The 16,027-nt window shown below is 74.8% G+C and carries 17 protein-coding genes; 10 read left to right on the forward strand and 7 right to left on the reverse strand.

What is annotated here, in order from left to right; translation table 11 throughout:
- Window positions 1-112 precede the first annotated feature (112 nt).
- Together NLX85_RS32260 and NLX85_RS32265 are read right to left on the reverse strand one after the other, a co-directional pair.
- A complete protein-coding gene (locus NLX85_RS32260; protein ID WP_254341597.1) occupies window positions 113-949 on the reverse strand; it encodes an undecaprenyl-diphosphate phosphatase in 837 nt (278 codons plus the stop codon).
- Window positions 946-1,998 carry an LLM class F420-dependent oxidoreductase gene (locus tag NLX85_RS32265; protein WP_091265972.1) on the reverse strand — a complete coding sequence of 351 codons (1,053 nt, stop codon included), beginning with the start codon at window positions 1,996-1,998 and terminating at the stop codon, window positions 946-948. Before NLX85_RS32265 ends, NLX85_RS32260 begins: the two co-directional genes overlap by 4 nt.
- Before the next feature lie 167 nt (window positions 1,999-2,165).
- Here NLX85_RS32265 and NLX85_RS32270 point away from each other — a divergent pair, with 167 nt between their 5' ends.
- Complete coding sequence (locus NLX85_RS32270; RefSeq protein ID WP_254341599.1) at window positions 2,166-3,137, forward strand: aldo/keto reductase; 972 nt, start codon at window positions 2,166-2,168, stop codon at window positions 3,135-3,137.
- A gap of 90 nt (window positions 3,138-3,227) precedes the next feature.
- Complete coding sequence (locus NLX85_RS32275) at window positions 3,228-3,419, forward strand: DUF5703 family protein (protein ID WP_091265978.1); 192 nt, start codon at window positions 3,228-3,230, stop codon at window positions 3,417-3,419.
- A gap of 67 nt (window positions 3,420-3,486) precedes the next feature.
- Here NLX85_RS32275 and NLX85_RS32280 read toward each other — a convergent pair whose 3' ends face one another.
- Window positions 3,487-4,146, reverse strand: a complete 660-nt coding sequence (locus tag NLX85_RS32280) for a hypothetical protein (RefSeq protein WP_254341600.1) — start codon at window positions 4,144-4,146, stop codon at window positions 3,487-3,489.
- A gap of 57 nt (window positions 4,147-4,203) precedes the next feature.
- Entirely contained in the window at window positions 4,204-5,532 is a 1,329-nt protein-coding gene (locus tag NLX85_RS32285; RefSeq protein WP_254341601.1) for a M20/M25/M40 family metallo-hydrolase, read from the reverse strand.
- A 116-nt stretch (window positions 5,533-5,648) separates the two neighbouring features.
- On the opposite strand from NLX85_RS32285, the gene NLX85_RS32290 reads away from it, so the two are divergent.
- From NLX85_RS32290 to NLX85_RS32300, 3 genes are all read left to right on the forward strand, one after another.
- On the forward strand, window positions 5,649-6,266 hold the full coding sequence (locus tag NLX85_RS32290) for a hemerythrin domain-containing protein (RefSeq protein ID WP_254341602.1): 618 nt from the start codon (window positions 5,649-5,651) through the stop codon (window positions 6,264-6,266).
- Window positions 6,267-6,341: 75 nt separating this feature from the next.
- A complete protein-coding gene (locus NLX85_RS32295) occupies window positions 6,342-7,328 on the forward strand; it encodes a LysR family transcriptional regulator (RefSeq protein ID WP_254341603.1) in 987 nt (328 codons plus the stop codon).
- Between the two features lie 19 nt (window positions 7,329-7,347).
- Window positions 7,348-7,584 carry a hypothetical protein gene (locus NLX85_RS32300; RefSeq protein WP_091308900.1) on the forward strand — a complete coding sequence of 79 codons (237 nt, stop codon included), beginning with the start codon at window positions 7,348-7,350 and terminating at the stop codon, window positions 7,582-7,584.
- Window positions 7,585-7,653: 69 nt separating this feature from the next.
- Here NLX85_RS32300 and NLX85_RS32305 read toward each other — a convergent pair whose 3' ends face one another.
- Genes NLX85_RS32305 through NLX85_RS32315 form a run of 3 tightly spaced genes read right to left on the reverse strand, consistent with a single transcriptional unit; the run spans window position 7,654 to window position 10,765 of the window.
- Complete coding sequence (locus NLX85_RS32305) at window positions 7,654-8,004, reverse strand: DUF3140 domain-containing protein (RefSeq protein ID WP_212836627.1); 351 nt, start codon at window positions 8,002-8,004, stop codon at window positions 7,654-7,656.
- Window positions 8,004-8,177 carry a hypothetical protein gene (locus NLX85_RS32310; RefSeq protein WP_254341604.1) on the reverse strand — a complete coding sequence of 58 codons (174 nt, stop codon included), beginning with the start codon at window positions 8,175-8,177 and terminating at the stop codon, window positions 8,004-8,006. Before NLX85_RS32310 ends, NLX85_RS32305 begins: the two co-directional genes overlap by 1 nt.
- A gap of 38 nt (window positions 8,178-8,215) precedes the next feature.
- The gene (locus tag NLX85_RS32315; RefSeq protein WP_254341605.1) at window positions 8,216-10,765 is read right to left on the reverse strand and encodes an ATP-dependent Clp protease ATP-binding subunit; all 2,550 of its coding nucleotides are present in this window, start codon (window positions 10,763-10,765) and stop codon (window positions 8,216-8,218) included.
- Window positions 10,766-10,881: 116 nt separating this feature from the next.
- Here NLX85_RS32315 and NLX85_RS32320 point away from each other — a divergent pair, with 116 nt between their 5' ends.
- The 5 genes from NLX85_RS32320 (at window position 10,882) to NLX85_RS32340 (ending at window position 15,933) form a co-directional block, all read left to right on the forward strand.
- Entirely contained in the window at window positions 10,882-11,259 is a 378-nt protein-coding gene (locus tag NLX85_RS32320; RefSeq protein WP_254341608.1) for a hypothetical protein, read from the forward strand.
- Window positions 11,260-11,448: 189 nt separating this feature from the next.
- On the forward strand, window positions 11,449-11,709 hold the full coding sequence (locus tag NLX85_RS32325) for a hypothetical protein (RefSeq protein ID WP_030504016.1): 261 nt from the start codon (window positions 11,449-11,451) through the stop codon (window positions 11,707-11,709).
- Window positions 11,710-11,718: 9 nt separating this feature from the next.
- The gene (locus NLX85_RS32330) at window positions 11,719-12,600 is read left to right on the forward strand and encodes a hypothetical protein (protein ID WP_254341609.1); all 882 of its coding nucleotides are present in this window, start codon (window positions 11,719-11,721) and stop codon (window positions 12,598-12,600) included.
- Complete coding sequence (locus tag NLX85_RS32335) at window positions 12,593-15,265, forward strand: FtsK/SpoIIIE domain-containing protein (RefSeq protein ID WP_254341611.1); 2,673 nt, start codon at window positions 12,593-12,595, stop codon at window positions 15,263-15,265. Before NLX85_RS32330 ends, NLX85_RS32335 begins: the two co-directional genes overlap by 8 nt.
- Window positions 15,262-15,933 (forward strand): hypothetical protein, encoded by a 672-nt coding sequence (locus NLX85_RS32340; RefSeq protein WP_254341614.1) that lies wholly within the window; start codon window positions 15,262-15,264, stop codon window positions 15,931-15,933. The genes NLX85_RS32335 and NLX85_RS32340 overlap by 4 nt, the downstream gene beginning before the upstream one ends.
- Window positions 15,934-16,027: the final 94 nt, after the last annotated feature.

Below are 16,027 nucleotides of genomic sequence, written 5' to 3' on the forward strand. Positions count from 1 at the left end.
CAGTGGGAGCAGCAGGCCGCCGACATCGTCGCCCACAACTGGAACAGCTGACATCCACGACACGAAGGCCGGCACCCGAACGGGTGCCGGCCTTCGGCGTCTGCGGGTCGGCTCAGGTGGCGTTGATCGTGCCGGTGAGGAGCAGGCACAGGACCAGGGAGCCGAGCGCCACCCGGTAGAGGACGAACAGGTACAGGGTGTGGTGCGCGACGTAGCGCAGCAGCCAGGCGATGGCCGCGTAGCCGATGCCGAACGCGATCACCGTGGCGACGATCATCTGCGCGCCGCTCGGCGCGGCCGTGCCCGGCGCAGACGGCTCGAAGACGTCCGGGATGCTGAAAACGCCGGAGATCACCACGGCCGGGATGGCCAGCAGGAACGAGTAGCGGGCAGCCGTCTCCCGGGTGAGGTTGAGCAGCAGGCCGGCGGTGAGCGTGCCGCCGGAGCGGGAGACGCCCGGGATCAACGCCATGGCCTGGGCGAAGCCCATGATGACGCCGTCGCGCATCCGGAAGTTCTCCAGCGTGCGGGTCTGCCGCCCCCAGTACTCGGCGAAGGCCAGCACCAGGCCGAAGACGATTAGCGTGCCGGAGATCAGGTACAGGTTCCGGCCGGCGGTGCGGATCTGGTCCTTGAAGAGCAGCCCGAAGATGCCGATCGGGATGGTGCCGACGATGACGTACCAGCCCATGCGGTAGTCGAGGCTGGAGCGCACCGAGCGGTCGAACAGGCCGAGGCACCAGGTCCGGACGATCCGCCAGATGTCCTTGAAGAAGTAGATGAGCACCGCCGCCTCGGTGCCGAGCTGGGTCACCGCGGTGAACGACGCCCCGGCGTCCCGGCCGAAGAAGATCGCCGAGGTGATCCGCAGGTGGCCGGAGGACGAGACGGGCAGGAATTCCGTGAGCCCCTGGACGATGCCCAGGACGATGGCCTCGACCCAGGTCACTCGCCGACTCCGGAGAGGTCCAGCGCCTCGGCGACGGTCCGGAGGGTCTGCACGCCGCTGTCGCGGTCGGCCACGAACAGGGTGACCGACAGGGTGGTGACGCCGGCGGCGGCGTACTCCCGCATCCGCTCGGCGATGCGCTCCTTCGGGCCGAGCAGCGAGGTGCGGTCGATGAACTCCATCGGCACCGCGGCGGCCGCGTCGCGCTGGCGCTTGGCCAGGTAGAGGTCCTGCACCTCGCGGGCGGCGTCGCCGTAGCCCATCCGGGTGGCGAGCTGGTTGTAGAAGTTCTGCTGCCGGCTGCCCATGCCGCCGACGTAGAGGGCGGCGTACCAGCGGACCAGCTCGGCGCAGGTGGCGATGTCGTCGCCGACCACCACCGGCACCGACGGGACGACGTCGAAGCCGGCCAGCTCCTTGCCGGCCTTGGCGCGGCCGGCGCGGACCGAGGCGAGCTGCTCCTCGGCGAACTCCGGGGCGTAGAAGACGGCGAGCCAGCCGTCGGCGATCTCGCCGGCCAGCTCCAGGTTCTTCGGGCCGACCGCGGCCAGGTAGATCGGGATGTGCTCGCGCGGCGGGTGGAAGCCCAGCCGCAGCGCCTTGCCGGGGCCGTCCGGCAGCGGCAGCGTGTAGTGCTCGCCGTCGTACGCGACCTCCTTTCGGGCCACCGCCAGCTTCACGATGTCGACGTACTCCCGGGTGCGGGCCAGGGGCTTGGCGAAGCGGACGCCGTGCCAGCCCTCGGAGACCTGCGGGCCGGAGACGCCCAGGCCCAGCCGGAACCGGCCGCCGGAGAGGGCGTCGATGGTCGCGGCGGTCATCGCGGTCATCGCCGGGGTGCGGGCGGGGATCTGCATCACCGCGGCGCCCACGTCGATCCGCTCGGTCTGGCCGGCCATCCAGGCCAGCATGCTCGGCGAGTCGGAGCCGTAGGCCTCCGCCGCCCACACCACCGAGTAGCCGAGCCGATCCGCCTCCTGGGCCAGAGCCAGGTGGTCGGCGGGCGTGCTCCACGCCGTCTGGTATCCGAGGCTGAGCCCGAGTCGCACTGGTCCTCCCACCGTCCGCACCACAGGTCGCATCAGGTTACGCAATGGGGGCGGTGGAGCGGATCACCGGATCACCTCGAACACGTCACACCCGCCCGTCAGGTCGGGCAGGAACTTGACTCCGGGCGAGGATATCCGTGACGCCGGGTTCGAAATAAGGTTCACCCATGCAACAGCGACCGCTCGGCCGAAGCGGGCTGGCGGTTTCGCGGCTCGCGCTCGGCACCATGACCTGGGGACGGGACACCGATGCCGACGACGCGGCCGCCCAGCTGAAGAGTTACCTCGACGCGGGCGGCAACCTCGTGGACACCGCCGACGTGTACGCCGACGGCGACGCCGAGTCGGTGATCGGCTCCCTGCTGGGCAGCCTGGTGCCGCGCGACGATCTGCTCATCGCCACGAAGGCGGGGCTGCGGCCGGGCAGCGGCCGCCGCCGGGACGGCTCCCGGGGGCACCTGCTGCGCACCCTGGAGGCCTCGCTGCGCCGGCTCGGCACCGACCACGTCGACCTCTGGCAGGTGCACGGGTACGACCCGGGCACCCCGCTGGAGGAGACGCTCTCCGCGCTGGACCACGCGGTGTCCAGCGGCAAGGCCCGCTACGTCGGGGTGTCGAACTTCTCGGGCTGGCAGACCGCCCGTGCCGCCGCCTGGCAGGCCGCCTGGCCGGGGCGGGCCCCCGTGGTCGCCGCCCAGGTGGAGTACTCGCTGCTGGAGCGGGGCGTGGAGCGCGAGGTGCTGCCCGCCTGCGAGGCGATGGGGTTGGGCGTGCTGCCCTGGTCGCCGCTGGGCCGCGGGGTGCTGACCGGCAAGTACCGCAACGGGCGGCCGGCGGACTCGCGGGCGGTGTCGCCGCATTTCGAGCGCTTCGTCGCCACCTACCTGGAGCCGCGCTGCTCCAGCATCGTGGAGGCGGTGGCCATCGCGGCCGGCGGTCTGGGCGTGTCGCCGCTGGAGGTGGCGCTGGCCTGGATCCGGGACCGGCCCGGGGTGACCGCGCCGATCCTCGGCGCCCGGACCGTCGGGCAGCTGCTCGGCGCGCTCCAGGTGGAGCGGATGACCCTGCCGGAGGAGATCGTCACGGCCCTGGACGACGTCTCGGCGGTGCCGGTCGGCTACCCGGAACGGGACGGCTGAGCCCGCCGCCCGCCCCGGTGCGCGACACGGGCGACGTGGGTCACCCTCAGGGGGTGGCGGCAGGCTGCGGAGCTGGGCAGCATAGAGGCCATGGACTACGAATACGCGCCGCTGCGGTTGCCTTCGAACGTCGATCGGTTGACCGCCGCGGCGCAGCTGGCGATCCAGGCGGAGTTCTCCGGTTGGGAGTTGGCCCGGGTGCGGCTGTACCGGGACGGCACGCGGCAGGTCATGCTGCGGCGCCGCCGGGTCAACCAGCCGCAGCCGGGCCTCTCCTACTGACGGCGGGCCCGGACGCGAGGCGTCCCCGGGGCCGGCACCGCACGGTGGGCCCCGGGGACGTCACGGCCTAGTGGGCGTGGTCGTGGTCGTGCTCCTCGTCGAGCTCCAGGAACGGGTGCTCGTCGAGCCGGCCGACCAGCCGGTCGTCGGCGGCCGGCTGGAACGGGCCGACCGGGTCGTCGTCGTCGAACGACTCCAGGTCGACCGGGGTGCCGACCTCGCTGACCATGACCACGCCGTCGAGCGGCTCCAGCTCGGGCACGTCGAGCGCGGACAGCGAGCCGTCGCCGCTCTGCAGCAGCTCCAGCACGGCCTCGCCGACACCCTCGACGGGGGCCGTCTCGTCCTCCTCCGGGGCGCCCTCGCGGCGGGCCGCCTCGGCCGCCCGGATCAGCGCGGCGACGCTGGGGACGCGGTAGTCCCGCCGCTGCCGCACCGAGATCACCCGCGGGTGCGGGTCGGTCGCCTCGACGCCCTCGCCGCCGCCGAAGCGCTCGTCGGCCTCGTCCGGGTCGATCGACTCGACGTCCCAGGGCGTCACCTCGCCGAACGCGTCGAGCAGCTGCTCGTCGTACGCGAACGAGGCGTTGTTCAAAGCGACGTACGCCTGCCAGACGGCGTCGTCGTCGATCCGGCCCTGGGCGGCGCGGACGGCGGCCAGGTGGGCGCGGGCCGCGTCGATCACGCGCTCGAGGGCGGCGTCCAGCTCACCGTGCTGGTCGGTCATGTGAGGCAGTCCCTTCGCGATGGGGGAGGTTCCGCGCCGGCGGCGCGACGGGCACGGTCAGCAGCTGCGGAGAAAGCGGTCGAGAACCCGCACGCCGAACTGTAGTCCGTCCAGCGGAACCCGCTCGTCGATGCCATGGAACAGGCTGGAGAAATTGAGGTCGGCGGGCAGCCGCAGCGGCGCGAAGCCGAAGCACCGGATGCCGAGCTGGGAGAACGCCTTGGCGTCGGTGCCGCCGGAGAGCATGTACGGCACCGGGCGGGCGCCCGGGTCCTCGGCGCGCAGCGCGGCCGACATGGCCTCGACCAGGTCGCCGTCGAAGGTGGTCTCCAGGGCGGGCTGGCGCTGGACGTACTCGATGGCGATGTCCGGCCCGACCAGCTCGCGCAGCTGCCGCTCCAGCACCTCGCTCTGGCCGGGCAGGCTGCGGCAGTCGATGGTGGCGGTGGCCCGGCCCGGGATGACGTTGTCCTTGTAGCCGGCGGCCAGCCGGGTCGGGTTGGCGGTGTTGCGGATGGTCGCGCCGATGATGTTGGCGATCGGGCCGAGCTTGGCGATCGCGGTCTCCGGGTCGTCCGGGTCGATCTCGATGCCGAGGACGTCGGAGACCTCCGCCAGGAACGCCCGTACGGTGTCGGTCATGACGACCGGGAAGCGGTGCCCGCCGATCCGGGCGACCGCCTCGGCGAGCGCGGTGACGGCGTTGTCGTCGTGCACCATCGAGCCGTGGCCGGGGCGGCCCTTGGCGTGCAGGCGCAGCCAGTCGATGCCCTTCTCGGCGGTCTCGATGAGGTAGAGCCGCCGCGACTCGTCGACCGAGTAGGAGAAGCCGCCCACCTCGCCGATCGCCTCGGTGCAGCCGTCGAAGAGGTGCCGGTGGCGCTTGGCGAGGAAGTGCGCGCCGTAGTCGCTGCCGGCCTCCTCGTCGGCGGTGAAGGCGAGCACGATGTCGCGGGACGGGCGGACACCGGCGCGCTGCCAGCCGCGCACCACGGCCAGCACCATGGCGTCGAAGTCCTTCATGTCGATGGCGCCCCGGCCCCACAGGTAGCCGTCGCGGATCTCGCCGGAGAACGGGTGCACCGACCACTCGTCCGGGTCGGCGGGCACCACGTCGAGGTGGCCGTGCACGAGCAGCGCGTCCCGGCCCGGGTCGGTGCCGGGGATCCGGGCGACCAGGTTGGCCCGGCCCGGCGCGGACTCGATCAGTTCCGCGTCTACGCCGACCTCGGCGAGCTTCTCGGCGACGTACTCCGCGGCCCGGCGCTCCCCGACGCTGGTGTCGTTGTCCCCGGTGTTGGTGGTGTCGATGCGCAGCAGGTCGCGGCAGAGGTCCACGACCTCGTCGGTGGGGTCCGGTCGGGCGGAGGCGGCGTCGCTCGTCATCGGTTCTTCATACCAGCCGGCCCGGCCCGACGGTCGGCCCCGGTGGGGGCGCGGTTTCGCGGATCGCGCGGGCGGGTACCGCCGGACCGCCACACCCGTCGATCCCGGAGGGCACCATGACCGTCCCGCTGCCGCCGCTGCCGCCCGCCGCCGACGACGCGTACCGGCCGGGCGGGCGGAGCCTGGCCGACCACGTGGACCGGGAGCACCGGTCGCTGCTCGGGCTGGCCGGGCAGGTCACCGACGCGGGCCTGGACGGGGCACGCCGCCGCGAGGTGCTGGACGTGCTGACCGCCGCGGTGTCCCGGCACCTCTCCGCCGAGGAGCAGTACCTCTTCCCGGCCGCCCGGGCGGCGGTGCCGGAGAGCGGCGAGCTGGTGGACCGGGAGATCGAGGCCGACGCGGCCCTGCTGACCGCGCTCAAGGGACTGTCCGGGCCGGACGATCCCGCGGTGGCGGACGTCGCCGACCGGGTACGCCGGCACGTGAGCCGGGTCGCCGCGCTGCTGACGCCGCTGCGCGAGGTGGCCAGCGACGCGGAGCTGATCCGGCTGGGCAACCGGTGGGAGATCGCCGAGGAGGCGGCGCCCACGCGGCCGCACCCGGGCACGCCGGCCACCCCGCCCTGGAACAAGATCGTCGAGCCGGCGGTGGGCGTGCTGGACAAGGTGCGCGACGTGGTCAGCGGGCGGCGCACCCGCCTCGCGGACCTGGAGCGACCCCGCGACCTCTGAACCCCTGGTTCATACAGCTATACCGATGCCGTCGGACCCTTTCGCCCACCCGCTGGGTGGTCCTACCGTCACCGTATGAATCTGGAGCTGCGACACCTGCGGGTGGTCTGCGCGATCGCGGAGACGGGGAGCGTCACCAAGGCGGCCTCGACGCTCGGCCTGGCCCAGCCGGCGCTGACCGCCCAGCTCCAGCGCATCGAGCGAGCCCTCGGCGGGCCGCTGTTCGAGCGGGACCGCCGGGGCGCCCGGCCCACCGCGCTGGGTGAGCTGGTGCTGGACCGGGCCCGGGTGCTGCTGCCGGCCATGAAGGGCCTCCAGGACGAGGCGGCCCGGCTGGCCGGGGCGGGCGACCCGCTGAGCCGGTACCGGTTCGGCGGGGTGAACAGCCCCATCCTGGGCCGGCTCGTGCACCGGCTCGCGGCCGAACGCCGCGAGGTGCAGATCACCACGTACGCGTCCTGGTCGGTGGACGAGCTGGCCCAACTGGTGGCCGGCGGGCGGCTCGACTTCGCGCTCACCGGGGTGTGCGGGGACGCCACACCGTCGGCGGAGTTCGGGCTGAGCTGGCGGGAGGTGGCCGTCGACCCGGTCTTCGTGCTGCTGCCGCAGACCCACCCGATGGCCGGACGCGACGAGGTGCGCCTGGTGGACCTGCGCCGCGAGCAGTGGGTGGCAGCACCCGGGGACGGCTGCTTCGGTGACTGCTTCGCGGCCGCCTGCGCCCGGGCCGGCTTCACCCCCCGCAAGGTCTACGAGGCGGACGTGCGGGGCTGCCTGGACCTGGTGGACGCGGGCGAGGCGGTCGCGCTGTGCCAGGCCACCTTCCGCCCGGTGGCCGGGCTGGTGACCCGCCGGCTGGCCGGCACGCCGCTGCGCTGGCGGCTGCTGCTCGGCTGGCACCCGGACGCCCCGGCGGCCCGGGTCGCCGAGCCGGTGCTGGAGACGGCGGTGGCGTCGTACACCGACGCGCTGGCGAACCACCCGGACTACCTGGCCTGGCTGCTGGCCCACCCGGACTTCGGCGCGCAGCCGACCACGGCGGGCGGGGTGCGAACCGCCTGAGCGCGGGTATCTGGGCGGCATGACTGATCTGTACCCCGCCGCCGACCAGCGGGAGCTGCTGCGCCAGGCGGCCGCCGCGCACACCGCCGCCTCCGCCGACCTGGAGGCGTTCCTGCGCCGGTTGCCCGAGGTGCCGGAGCCGGCGGACATCACCGAGTACGCCAACCTGCTCACCCGGGAGGAGCGGGCCCGCGGCGAGCGGCAGGACGCGGCGGACGCCGCGGGACTGCAACTGCCGAGCATGGAATCGGAGTAGACCGACGGCGGCGGCACCCGGGACCAGATCCCGGGTGCCCTCGCGGTGTCGCCTTCAGAAGACGGCGCCTCAGCGCTCGATGAGGACGTCGTGGCCGAGGTCGAGCAGCGAGTGCCGCCACTCGTCGTCGGCGTTGCCCCGGCTCGGCTTCGCCGCGGTCAGCGCCCGGATCTGCTCGATGGCGTTCCGCATCACCTCGATGTCGTCCGGGGTGAGGTCCACCTTGCGCTTGGTCAGCACCTGGAGGATCCGCCGCCCCGGCTCGGGCAGGTCCAGGTCCGGGTTCGGGCCGAACGCCTCCTCCCCCGAGCCGCGGGTGAGCAGCCACCGCCGCAGCTGCTCGGAGGGGACGTTCACCTCGGCGTGGAAGTCGTCCCAGATCACCTCGACCTCGGGGTCGAGTCGCGCCTCGCGTACCATCACGCCTCCTCTTCCGCCGGCGACCCGGACGGCGTCGGGTCGCCCTCGCCCTTGTCGGTGTGCTGCTTCAGGCCCTCCGGCGGCACCTTGACCCGGGCCGGGTTGGCCGTCGGGGGCGCGACGATGGGTTCGGTGCGCTCGGTGTCCTCCCGGGTCTCCTCGGGTTCGGTCATGTCCGCCCTCCGATCCGTCGGGGCTGGGGCGTCTTCCCTCATCGCGGATGGGACGTCGACGCGGCCGTGTAGCCGCGGTCGGTGGCGCTCACCTCGAAGGCGAGCTGGCCGTCCCGCGCGTCGACGGTGACCTGCTGGCCGGGCGAGATCTCGTTCTCCAGCAGCATCCGGGAGAGCCGGTTGTCGACCTCGCGCTGGATCACCCGGCGCAGCGGCCGGGCGCCGAACTCGGGCTGGTAGCCGTGCTCGGCCAGCCAGTCCACCCCGGCGGTGGTGAACTCGACCCGGATGTCCTGGGCGTGCAGCCGGCGGCGGGTCTCCTCCAGCAGCAGCCCGGTGATCTGGCGCAGCTGCTCGGCCTCCAGCCGCTGGAAGATGATCACCTCGTCGATCCGGTTGATGAACTCGGGCCGGAAGTTCTCCTGGAGCCGGCGCATCAGCCGCTCCCGCAGCTCGCTGGACTCCTGCTCGCCGGGCTCGCCCGCGCCGAAGCCGACGGTGCGCTGGGTGCCGGTGATCAGCTCCGAACCGAGGTTGCTCGTCATGATCAGCACGGTGTTCTTGAAGTTCACCGTGCGCCCCTGGCTGTCGGTGAGCCGGCCGTCGTCGAGCACCTGGAGCAGGATGTTGAACACGTCCGGGTGGGCCTTCTCGATCTCGTCGAGCAGCACCACGGCGTACGGGCGGCGGCGCACCGCCTCGGTGAGCTGGCCCGCCTCCTCGTAGCCGACGTAGCCGGGAGGCGCGCCGACCAGCCGGCTGACCGTGTGCCGCTCCTGGAACTCGCTCATGTCCACCCGGACCATCCGGTCGGCCTCCCCGAACAGCGCCTCGGCGAGGGCCCGGGCCAGCTCGGTCTTGCCGACGCCGGTGGGGCCGAGGAAGAGGAAGCTGCCCATGGGCCGGTCCGGGTCGGCCAGCCCGGTACGTGAGCGGCGCACCGCCTCGGCCACCGCGCTGACCGCCTCGTCCTGGCCGACCACCTTCTCGTGCAGGTGTCCCTCCAGGCGCAACAGCCGGTCCCGTTCCTCCTCGGTGAGCTGGTTGATCGGGATGCCGGTGGCCCGCGACACCACCTCGGCGATCTCCTTCGGCCCGACCTCGGGCACGTGGTTGGGGCCCTCGTCGCCGCGGGCGCGGCGGAGCTGGTCCTCCAGCTCGGCGGTGCGGTCACGCAGCTGGGTGGCCCGCTCGTACTGCTCGTCGGAGACGGCCTGCTCCTTGTCGCGGCGTACCTCGTCGAGCTGCTGCTCCAGCTCGCGCACGTCGGCGGCCGGCGTACGGGTGCGCAGCCGCACCCGGGCGCCGGCCTGGTCGATGAGGTCGATCGCCTTGTCCGGCAGGTACCGGTCGGTGACGTACCGGTCGGACAGTTCGGCGGCGGCGACCAGCGCCTCGTCGGTGAAGCGGACCTGGTGATGCGCCTCGTACCGGTCGCGCAGGCCGCGCAGGATGGCCACGGTGTCCTCGACGCTGGGCTCGGGGACCAGCACCGGCTGGAACCGGCGGGCCAGCGCGGCGTCCTTCTCGATGCTCTTGCGGTACTCGTCCAGCGTGGTCGCGCCGATCACCCGCAGCTCGCCGCGGGCCAGGGCGGGCTTGAGCATGTTGGACGCGTCCATGCCGCCCTCGCTGCCGGCGCCGCCCGCGCCGACCAGGGTGTGGATCTCGTCCAGGAAGACGATCAGCTCCTCGCGGTGGGCGCGGATCTCATCGATCACCTTCTTGAGCCGTTCCTCGAAGTCGCCGCGGTAGCGGGTGCCGGCGACCAGGCCGGCCAGGTCGAGCTGGATGACCCGCTTGCCGATCAGGGTCTGCGGGACGTCGCCGTCGCAGATCCGCTCGGCGAGCCCCTCCACGATGGCGGTCTTGCCGACGCCGGCCTCGCCGATCAGCACCGGGTTGTTCTTGGTGCGCCGGGACAGGATCTCCACGGCCTGCTCGATCTCGTCGGCGCGGCCGATCACCGGGTCGATCTGGTCCATCCGGGCCAGTTCGGTGAGGTCCTGGCCGTACTGGTCGAGGGTGGGGGTGCCCCGGTCCGGCTTCGGGCCGGTCGACGGGCCGCGCTCGGCGCTGGCCGCCTGGAGCGACTCGGGCTGGATCCGCCCGGCGGCGAGCATCCGGCCGGCCGGCGACTCCGGGTTGAGCGGCAGGGCCATGAGGATGTGCTCGGGGCCGATGTAGTTGGCGCCCATGGCCCGGGAGAGCTGGTGCGCGTCGAGCAGCGCCCGCTTGGCCGCCGGGGTGAGCGACAGGTTCGGCGGCACCTCGCCGCGGGGCGCGCCCTCGCCGCGCCCGCCCAGCGCGTTGACCAGCGCGTCCGGGTCGGCGCCGGCCCGGCGGACGAGGTCCCGCAGCGGCTCGCGCTGCAACGCCGCCCACAACAGGTGGTCGGTGTCCAGGTCGTTGCTGTGCTTCTGGGCGGCGCGGCGAGCCGCGTCGGCCAGCATCTCCCGCGCGTCGGCGGTCATCAGCCGGGTGATGTCGACCCGGTGCGCCGGCCGGCGTCCCCCCTCGCCCCGCCCGAAGTACCGGGCCAGGAACTCGTCCCACGGGTCGTTGCCGAAGTCACCGGGTCCCATCATCTCTGTCCTCCGCAGTCGGTCGGCACGGCCGCCGGGGCGCGACAAGGCGCGGCACGGTCGGCGGTGGCTACCCGCCGGTCGGCGCGACAAACGCGTGCGGGTGGCACGCTGGGGGCATGGAGTCCAGGCCGCTGCTGATCGTCGACGGCGCGAACGTGGTCGGTTCGCGGCCGGACGGCTGGTGGCGGGACCGGGCCGGGGCGGCCGCCCGGCTGCGGGACGCGCTGGTGCCGCTCGCCGAGGCGGGCGTGCCGCCGGAGCTGCCGCCGCCCGTCGAGGTGGTGCTGGTGGTGGAGGGCGCGGCCCGGAACGTCCCGGCGGTGCCCGGTGTGGCCGTGGTGTCCGCGCCCGGGTCCGGCGACGACACCATCGTCGAGCTGGTCGCGGCCGCGCCGGGGCGCCGCCGGGCCGTGGTCACCGCCGACCGTGAGCTGCGGGCCCGGGTGGGTGCGCTCGGTGCCGAGGTGTACGGCCCGCGCCGGCTGCCCCGCTGACCGCCACTGCGTCCCGTCGACGGGACCCGGGGGTCCGCCGACGGGACCGACGGGTGCCGCCGGGGAGCGCCTTTACCCACGTCAGGGCGGTAATCGGACAGTCGGGCAGGAACGCCGCGAGGGCGGATGTTCGCCCACCCGTCGGGATACGTTGTAATGGAGATCTCCCCCGCCCCCAGGAGGTCCCCCGTGGCGAGCGTCGCCGAGCTGAAGGCAGCGATCGATGTCGCTCTCCAGCAGATAGGAGACGGGCAGACAGCGGTGCAGGCGGCCGGCGAGAAGCTGGCCGAGGCGCAGCAGACCCTCGCCGGCGCGCTGGAGGGCAGCGGCCACGAGACCGTCGAGGCGGCCCAGGCCTCGCTGACCCAGGCCAGCCAGGAGCTGGAGGAGTGTCTCGCCGCCACGCTGGTGGCGGTCGAGCAGGCGCAGCTCTACGTCGCGACCCTCTGAGGACCGGTCGTGTCCATCGTCGAGGACATCGGCGCGCAGGTCCGCGCGGCCGCTGAGGAGCTGCCGCTGGCCCAGCTCGCCGCCGCGTTGGAGAAGTTCGGCCAGGCCACCGAGCGGCTGCGCTGGGTCCGCCAGGAGTCGGCCAACCCGATGGGGGTGCCGGAGCTCTCCGCGGCGACCGAGCACGCCGAGACCGCCGGGTACGCGCTGCGGGTGGCGCAGGAGCAGCTGTCGGCGTACCTGGCCGCGATCGGGCTGGCCGCCGACGGGGCGCCGCCGCCGCGGGCCGCCGACCGCCGGCCGAGGCACGACCCGGCCCGCGGCGAGGTGGCGCCCCCGGCGCCGGGGGCCGCGCCGGACCGGGACGAGCAGCCGGCCGTGCGGCGCTGGTGGGCGGTGCGGGTCGCGGAGCTGACCGGCGGCCGGGAGGGCGCCCCGGACGAGCCGGACGAGCGGGTCGAGGACTCCCGCGAGCTGCTGCGCCGGGTGGTGACCGGGATCCGCTCCGGCGACCGGGACCGGCTGCACCGCGAGCTGCGCCGGGCGCACGCCGACGTCGGGCTGGGGCTGGCCGCGATCGCCCCGCCGATGCTGCGCGGCCTGGCCGGCGAACTGCTCGGCCACCCGCCGCGCGCCGACGACCTGGGCCGGCTGCGCCGGGAGCTGGACGGGCGGGTCCGCGACCTGCTGCCCGGGCTCCCCCCGCCGGTGCTGGACACGCTGCTCACCCGGGTCTGCCGGATGCCGCCGCCGCGCCGCGGCGACGACCAGGAGCAGCCCCATGCCGCCGACCCGGCGGTGACCGCCGGCGTAGTCACCGGGGTGCTGCTCGACCGGCTCGGCCGCGACCTGCCCAGGGACACCGACGACCGGGAGCCGACCCGTGGCTGACGTCCGCGCGCAACTGGTGACGCGGGTCCGGGGAATGCTCTCCGAGGCCCTGGGCGCCACCCGCAACCGGCTCGCCACCGCCGAGGACGACCTGGCCGCCGGCCGGGACCGGCTGGCCCGGGTGCGGCGCGCCGCCGCCGCCGTACCGGAGCGGGTGGGCGCGCAGCGGGACCGCCGGCTCGCCGAGATCGACGCCCGGCACGCCGCCCGGATCGCCGAGCTGGCCCGCCGGGCCGCCGCCGCGGCCGAGCGGGAGGCCCCGGGCGCGGCGTCCGCGCCATGGGACCGCTGGCGGGCCACGCCCGCCGGCCGGGGCGAGGCACCCGGTGCCGTCCGGATCGGCACGGTACGCATCTCCGGCGCCGAGCCGGTGCCGGCGCTGGTCCCCCTGCTCGACGCCGGGCACGTGCACCTCGCCGGCAGCGACCGGGAGGGCGTCGCCGCGGTGGTGCCCGCGCTGCTGCTGCGCTCGGTGGGCCGGGCCGATCCCGGCACCGTCCGGCTCTTCGGGTACGACCCGGAGCACCTGGGCGGCGGCCTGGCCGGATTCGCCCCGCTCGGCACGGCCGGGCTGCTCACCTTCGTCGGCCCGGGTGGCCTGGGCCGCCTGCTGGACGACCTGGTGGAGCAGATCCGCCGGATCAACGAGACCGTGCTGGCCGGCGAGTACGCGTCGCTGCGCGAGCTGGCCGCCGCGACCGGCCGGCGCCCCGAGCCGTGGCGGGTGGCGGTGCTGCTCGGCGGCGACGAGCTGTCCCGGCACGAGCGCGGCCAGCTCGACCGGGTGGTGCGCACCGGGGCGGCCTGCGGGGTGCACCTGGTGGTCCGCGGCATCGACCTGCCGGACGGCCCGACCGTCACCCGGGTGGTGGTGGACCCGGACGACGCCCGGATCGGCGGCCTGCCGGTGGTGCTCGACGCCCCGCCGCCGGCCGGGCTGGTCACCGAGACCTGCCGGGAGGTGGCCTCCCGGGTCAACGCCGGCCCGCCGCCGGCGCCCTTCGCCGACCTGCTCCCCCCGCCCGGCGAGTACTGGCGGGAGGACTCGGCGCACGGGCTCAGCGCGCCGATCGGCGAGGGCCCGCACGGCCGGCCCGTGCTGCTCACCCTCGGCGACTACCCGCCGCACGCGCTGATCGGCGGCCCGTCCGGCACCGGCAAGACCAACCTGATCTTCGCCTGGATCGGCGCCCTCGCCGCCCGCTACTCCCCCGCCGAGCTGGAGTTCTACCTGCTCGACTTCAAGGAGGGGGTGTCCTTCGCCCGGTTCGCCCAGGGCCGCCGGGACCCGAGCTGGCTGCCGCACATGCGGCTGGTCGGGATCAACGTGAACACCGACCGGGAGTTCGGGCTGGCGCTGCTGCGGTTCCTCGCCGAGGAGCTGCGCCGCCGGGCCGACGCGGCGAAGAAGCACGAGGTCACCAAGCTGGCCGAGCTGCGCGCGGTGGACCCGACCGGGCACTGGCCGCGGATCGTGGCGGTGGTCGACGAGTTCCAGGCGCTGCTCGCCGGCCGGGACGTGGTCGCCCGGGAGGCCGCCGACCTGCTGGAGGACCTGGCCCGGCGGGGCCGCTCGCAGGGCATCCACCTGGTGCTCGCCTCGCAGGACGTCCGCGGCATCGAGGCGCTGTGGGGGCGACCCGCACTGGTCGCCCAGTTCACCCTGCGTATCGCGCTGCCCAAGGCGCTGCGGATCCTGGCCGAACGCAACGACGCCGCCCAGTCGCTGCCCCGGCACCACGCCGTCGTCAACGCCGAGTCCGGTCTGGCCGAGGGGAACGAGGTGGCCCGCATCCCGCTCGCCGGCGACTGGGAGACGTGGAGCGACCTCCAGCACCGGCTGTGGCGGATGCGCCCGCAGGACGCCGCCCCCGCCCGGCTCTTCGACGGCGACGCCGTCCCGAGGCTGGCCGAGGCGCCCGACTTCCGCGCGCTGACCGCCCCCGAGCAGGGGGTCCCCCGCAGCCCGGTCGCGCTGCTCGGCGAGATCATCGACGTGCAGGCCCGCTCGGCGGCGCTGCGGCTGCCCCGGGCCCCCGGGCGCAACCTGGCCGTGCTCGGCACCCGCGTCGACGAGGCGTGCGCGGTGCTGGACGCCGCCGCCCGCTCCCTCGCCCGGCAGTACCGCCCCGGCACCGCCCGGTTCTCCATCGCCTGCCTCGACCCGGACGCCGACCCGGCCGCCCGCGCCCTCTACGAGGACCTGGCCGACGACGCCGCCTGGTACGACGAGGAGACGGTGCCCGAGCTGATGGCCGAGGTGGGCGACGCGCTCGGCGCCCCGGGCACCCCGCAGACCCCGCACTTCCTGCTGCTCTACGCGGTCGACGCGGCGGCCGGGCAGCTCGCCGGGAAGGCCGGCCGGCGGACCGGGCTGGAGCAGCTGCGCAGGATCCTGCACGACGGGCCGGAGCGGCGTACCCACGTGCTGGCCTGGTGGCGCGGGGTGGCCCGGATGCGGGTCGACCTGGGCGGACCGGCGGCGCGCACCGACCAGATCGGCGCCTGGGTGGCGCTCGACGTGCAGGGCGCCGAGCTGGGCTCCTCGCTCTACCCGGGCACCGGCGGCCCGGACTGGTACCCCCGCCCGTGGCGGGGCCTCTACTTCGACCGGGCGGTGCACCGCACCGGACAGGTGATCATCCCTTATGGTCCGTCCCGATGAACGCACCGGTCTCCAGTGAGACGTACGCCGCCCAGATCCGCCGGCTCGCCGACCTGACCGCCCGGGTGGCCGCCCAGCGCGACGAGGCGCACAGCTGGTACGCCCAGCAGGTCGCTGCCGCCGACCGCGCGGTGGCCGACGCCACCGAGCAGGTGCGGCGGGCCGAGGCCGAGGTCGCCGAGGCGCAGCGGATGGTGGAGCGGGTGGACGCCGAGGCCACCCACCTGTGGGGGCAGCTCCGGGCACGGATCGGCGCCGGCGGCCGGCGGCTGGGCGACCCGCCCGGACCGGCCCGCGACGCCACCGGCGACCCTGTGCCGCTGCTGCGCGGGGTACGCGAGCTGCTGGAGCGGACCCGCCAGCCCGGCGAGCTGCCCAGCTCGGCGAACCCGCTGCTGGTCGCCTGCGGGATCGGCGGCGCGCTGGTGGCGTACGCGCTGGGCGAGGGGGCCCGGGCGTTGGGCGCCGGTTCCGGCGGCGACCTGGCCGTCGGGATGCCGGTGCTGGCGCTGGTGGTGACACTGCTCGGCCCGCTGGTCGGGCTGGCGCCGGCCCGCCTGCTGGCCGACCGCCGCCACGCCGTGCTGACCCCCCGCCCCATCCTCCTGGTAGCCGCCGCCGGCCTGGCGACAACGGCCCTCCTGCTAACCCTGACCGCCACCCGCTGACCCCCACCCCCCACCCCCGCCCCCACCCCCCGCCTCCCCGACCGGTGATCATGAAGTTGTTGCCGCGACACGCCGCCGTGGCGGGCAACAACTT

It is taken from the genome of Micromonospora sp. A3M-1-15, assembly GCF_024213425.1.
Lineage (GTDB): Bacteria > Actinomycetota > Actinomycetes > Mycobacteriales > Micromonosporaceae > Micromonospora > Micromonospora chersina.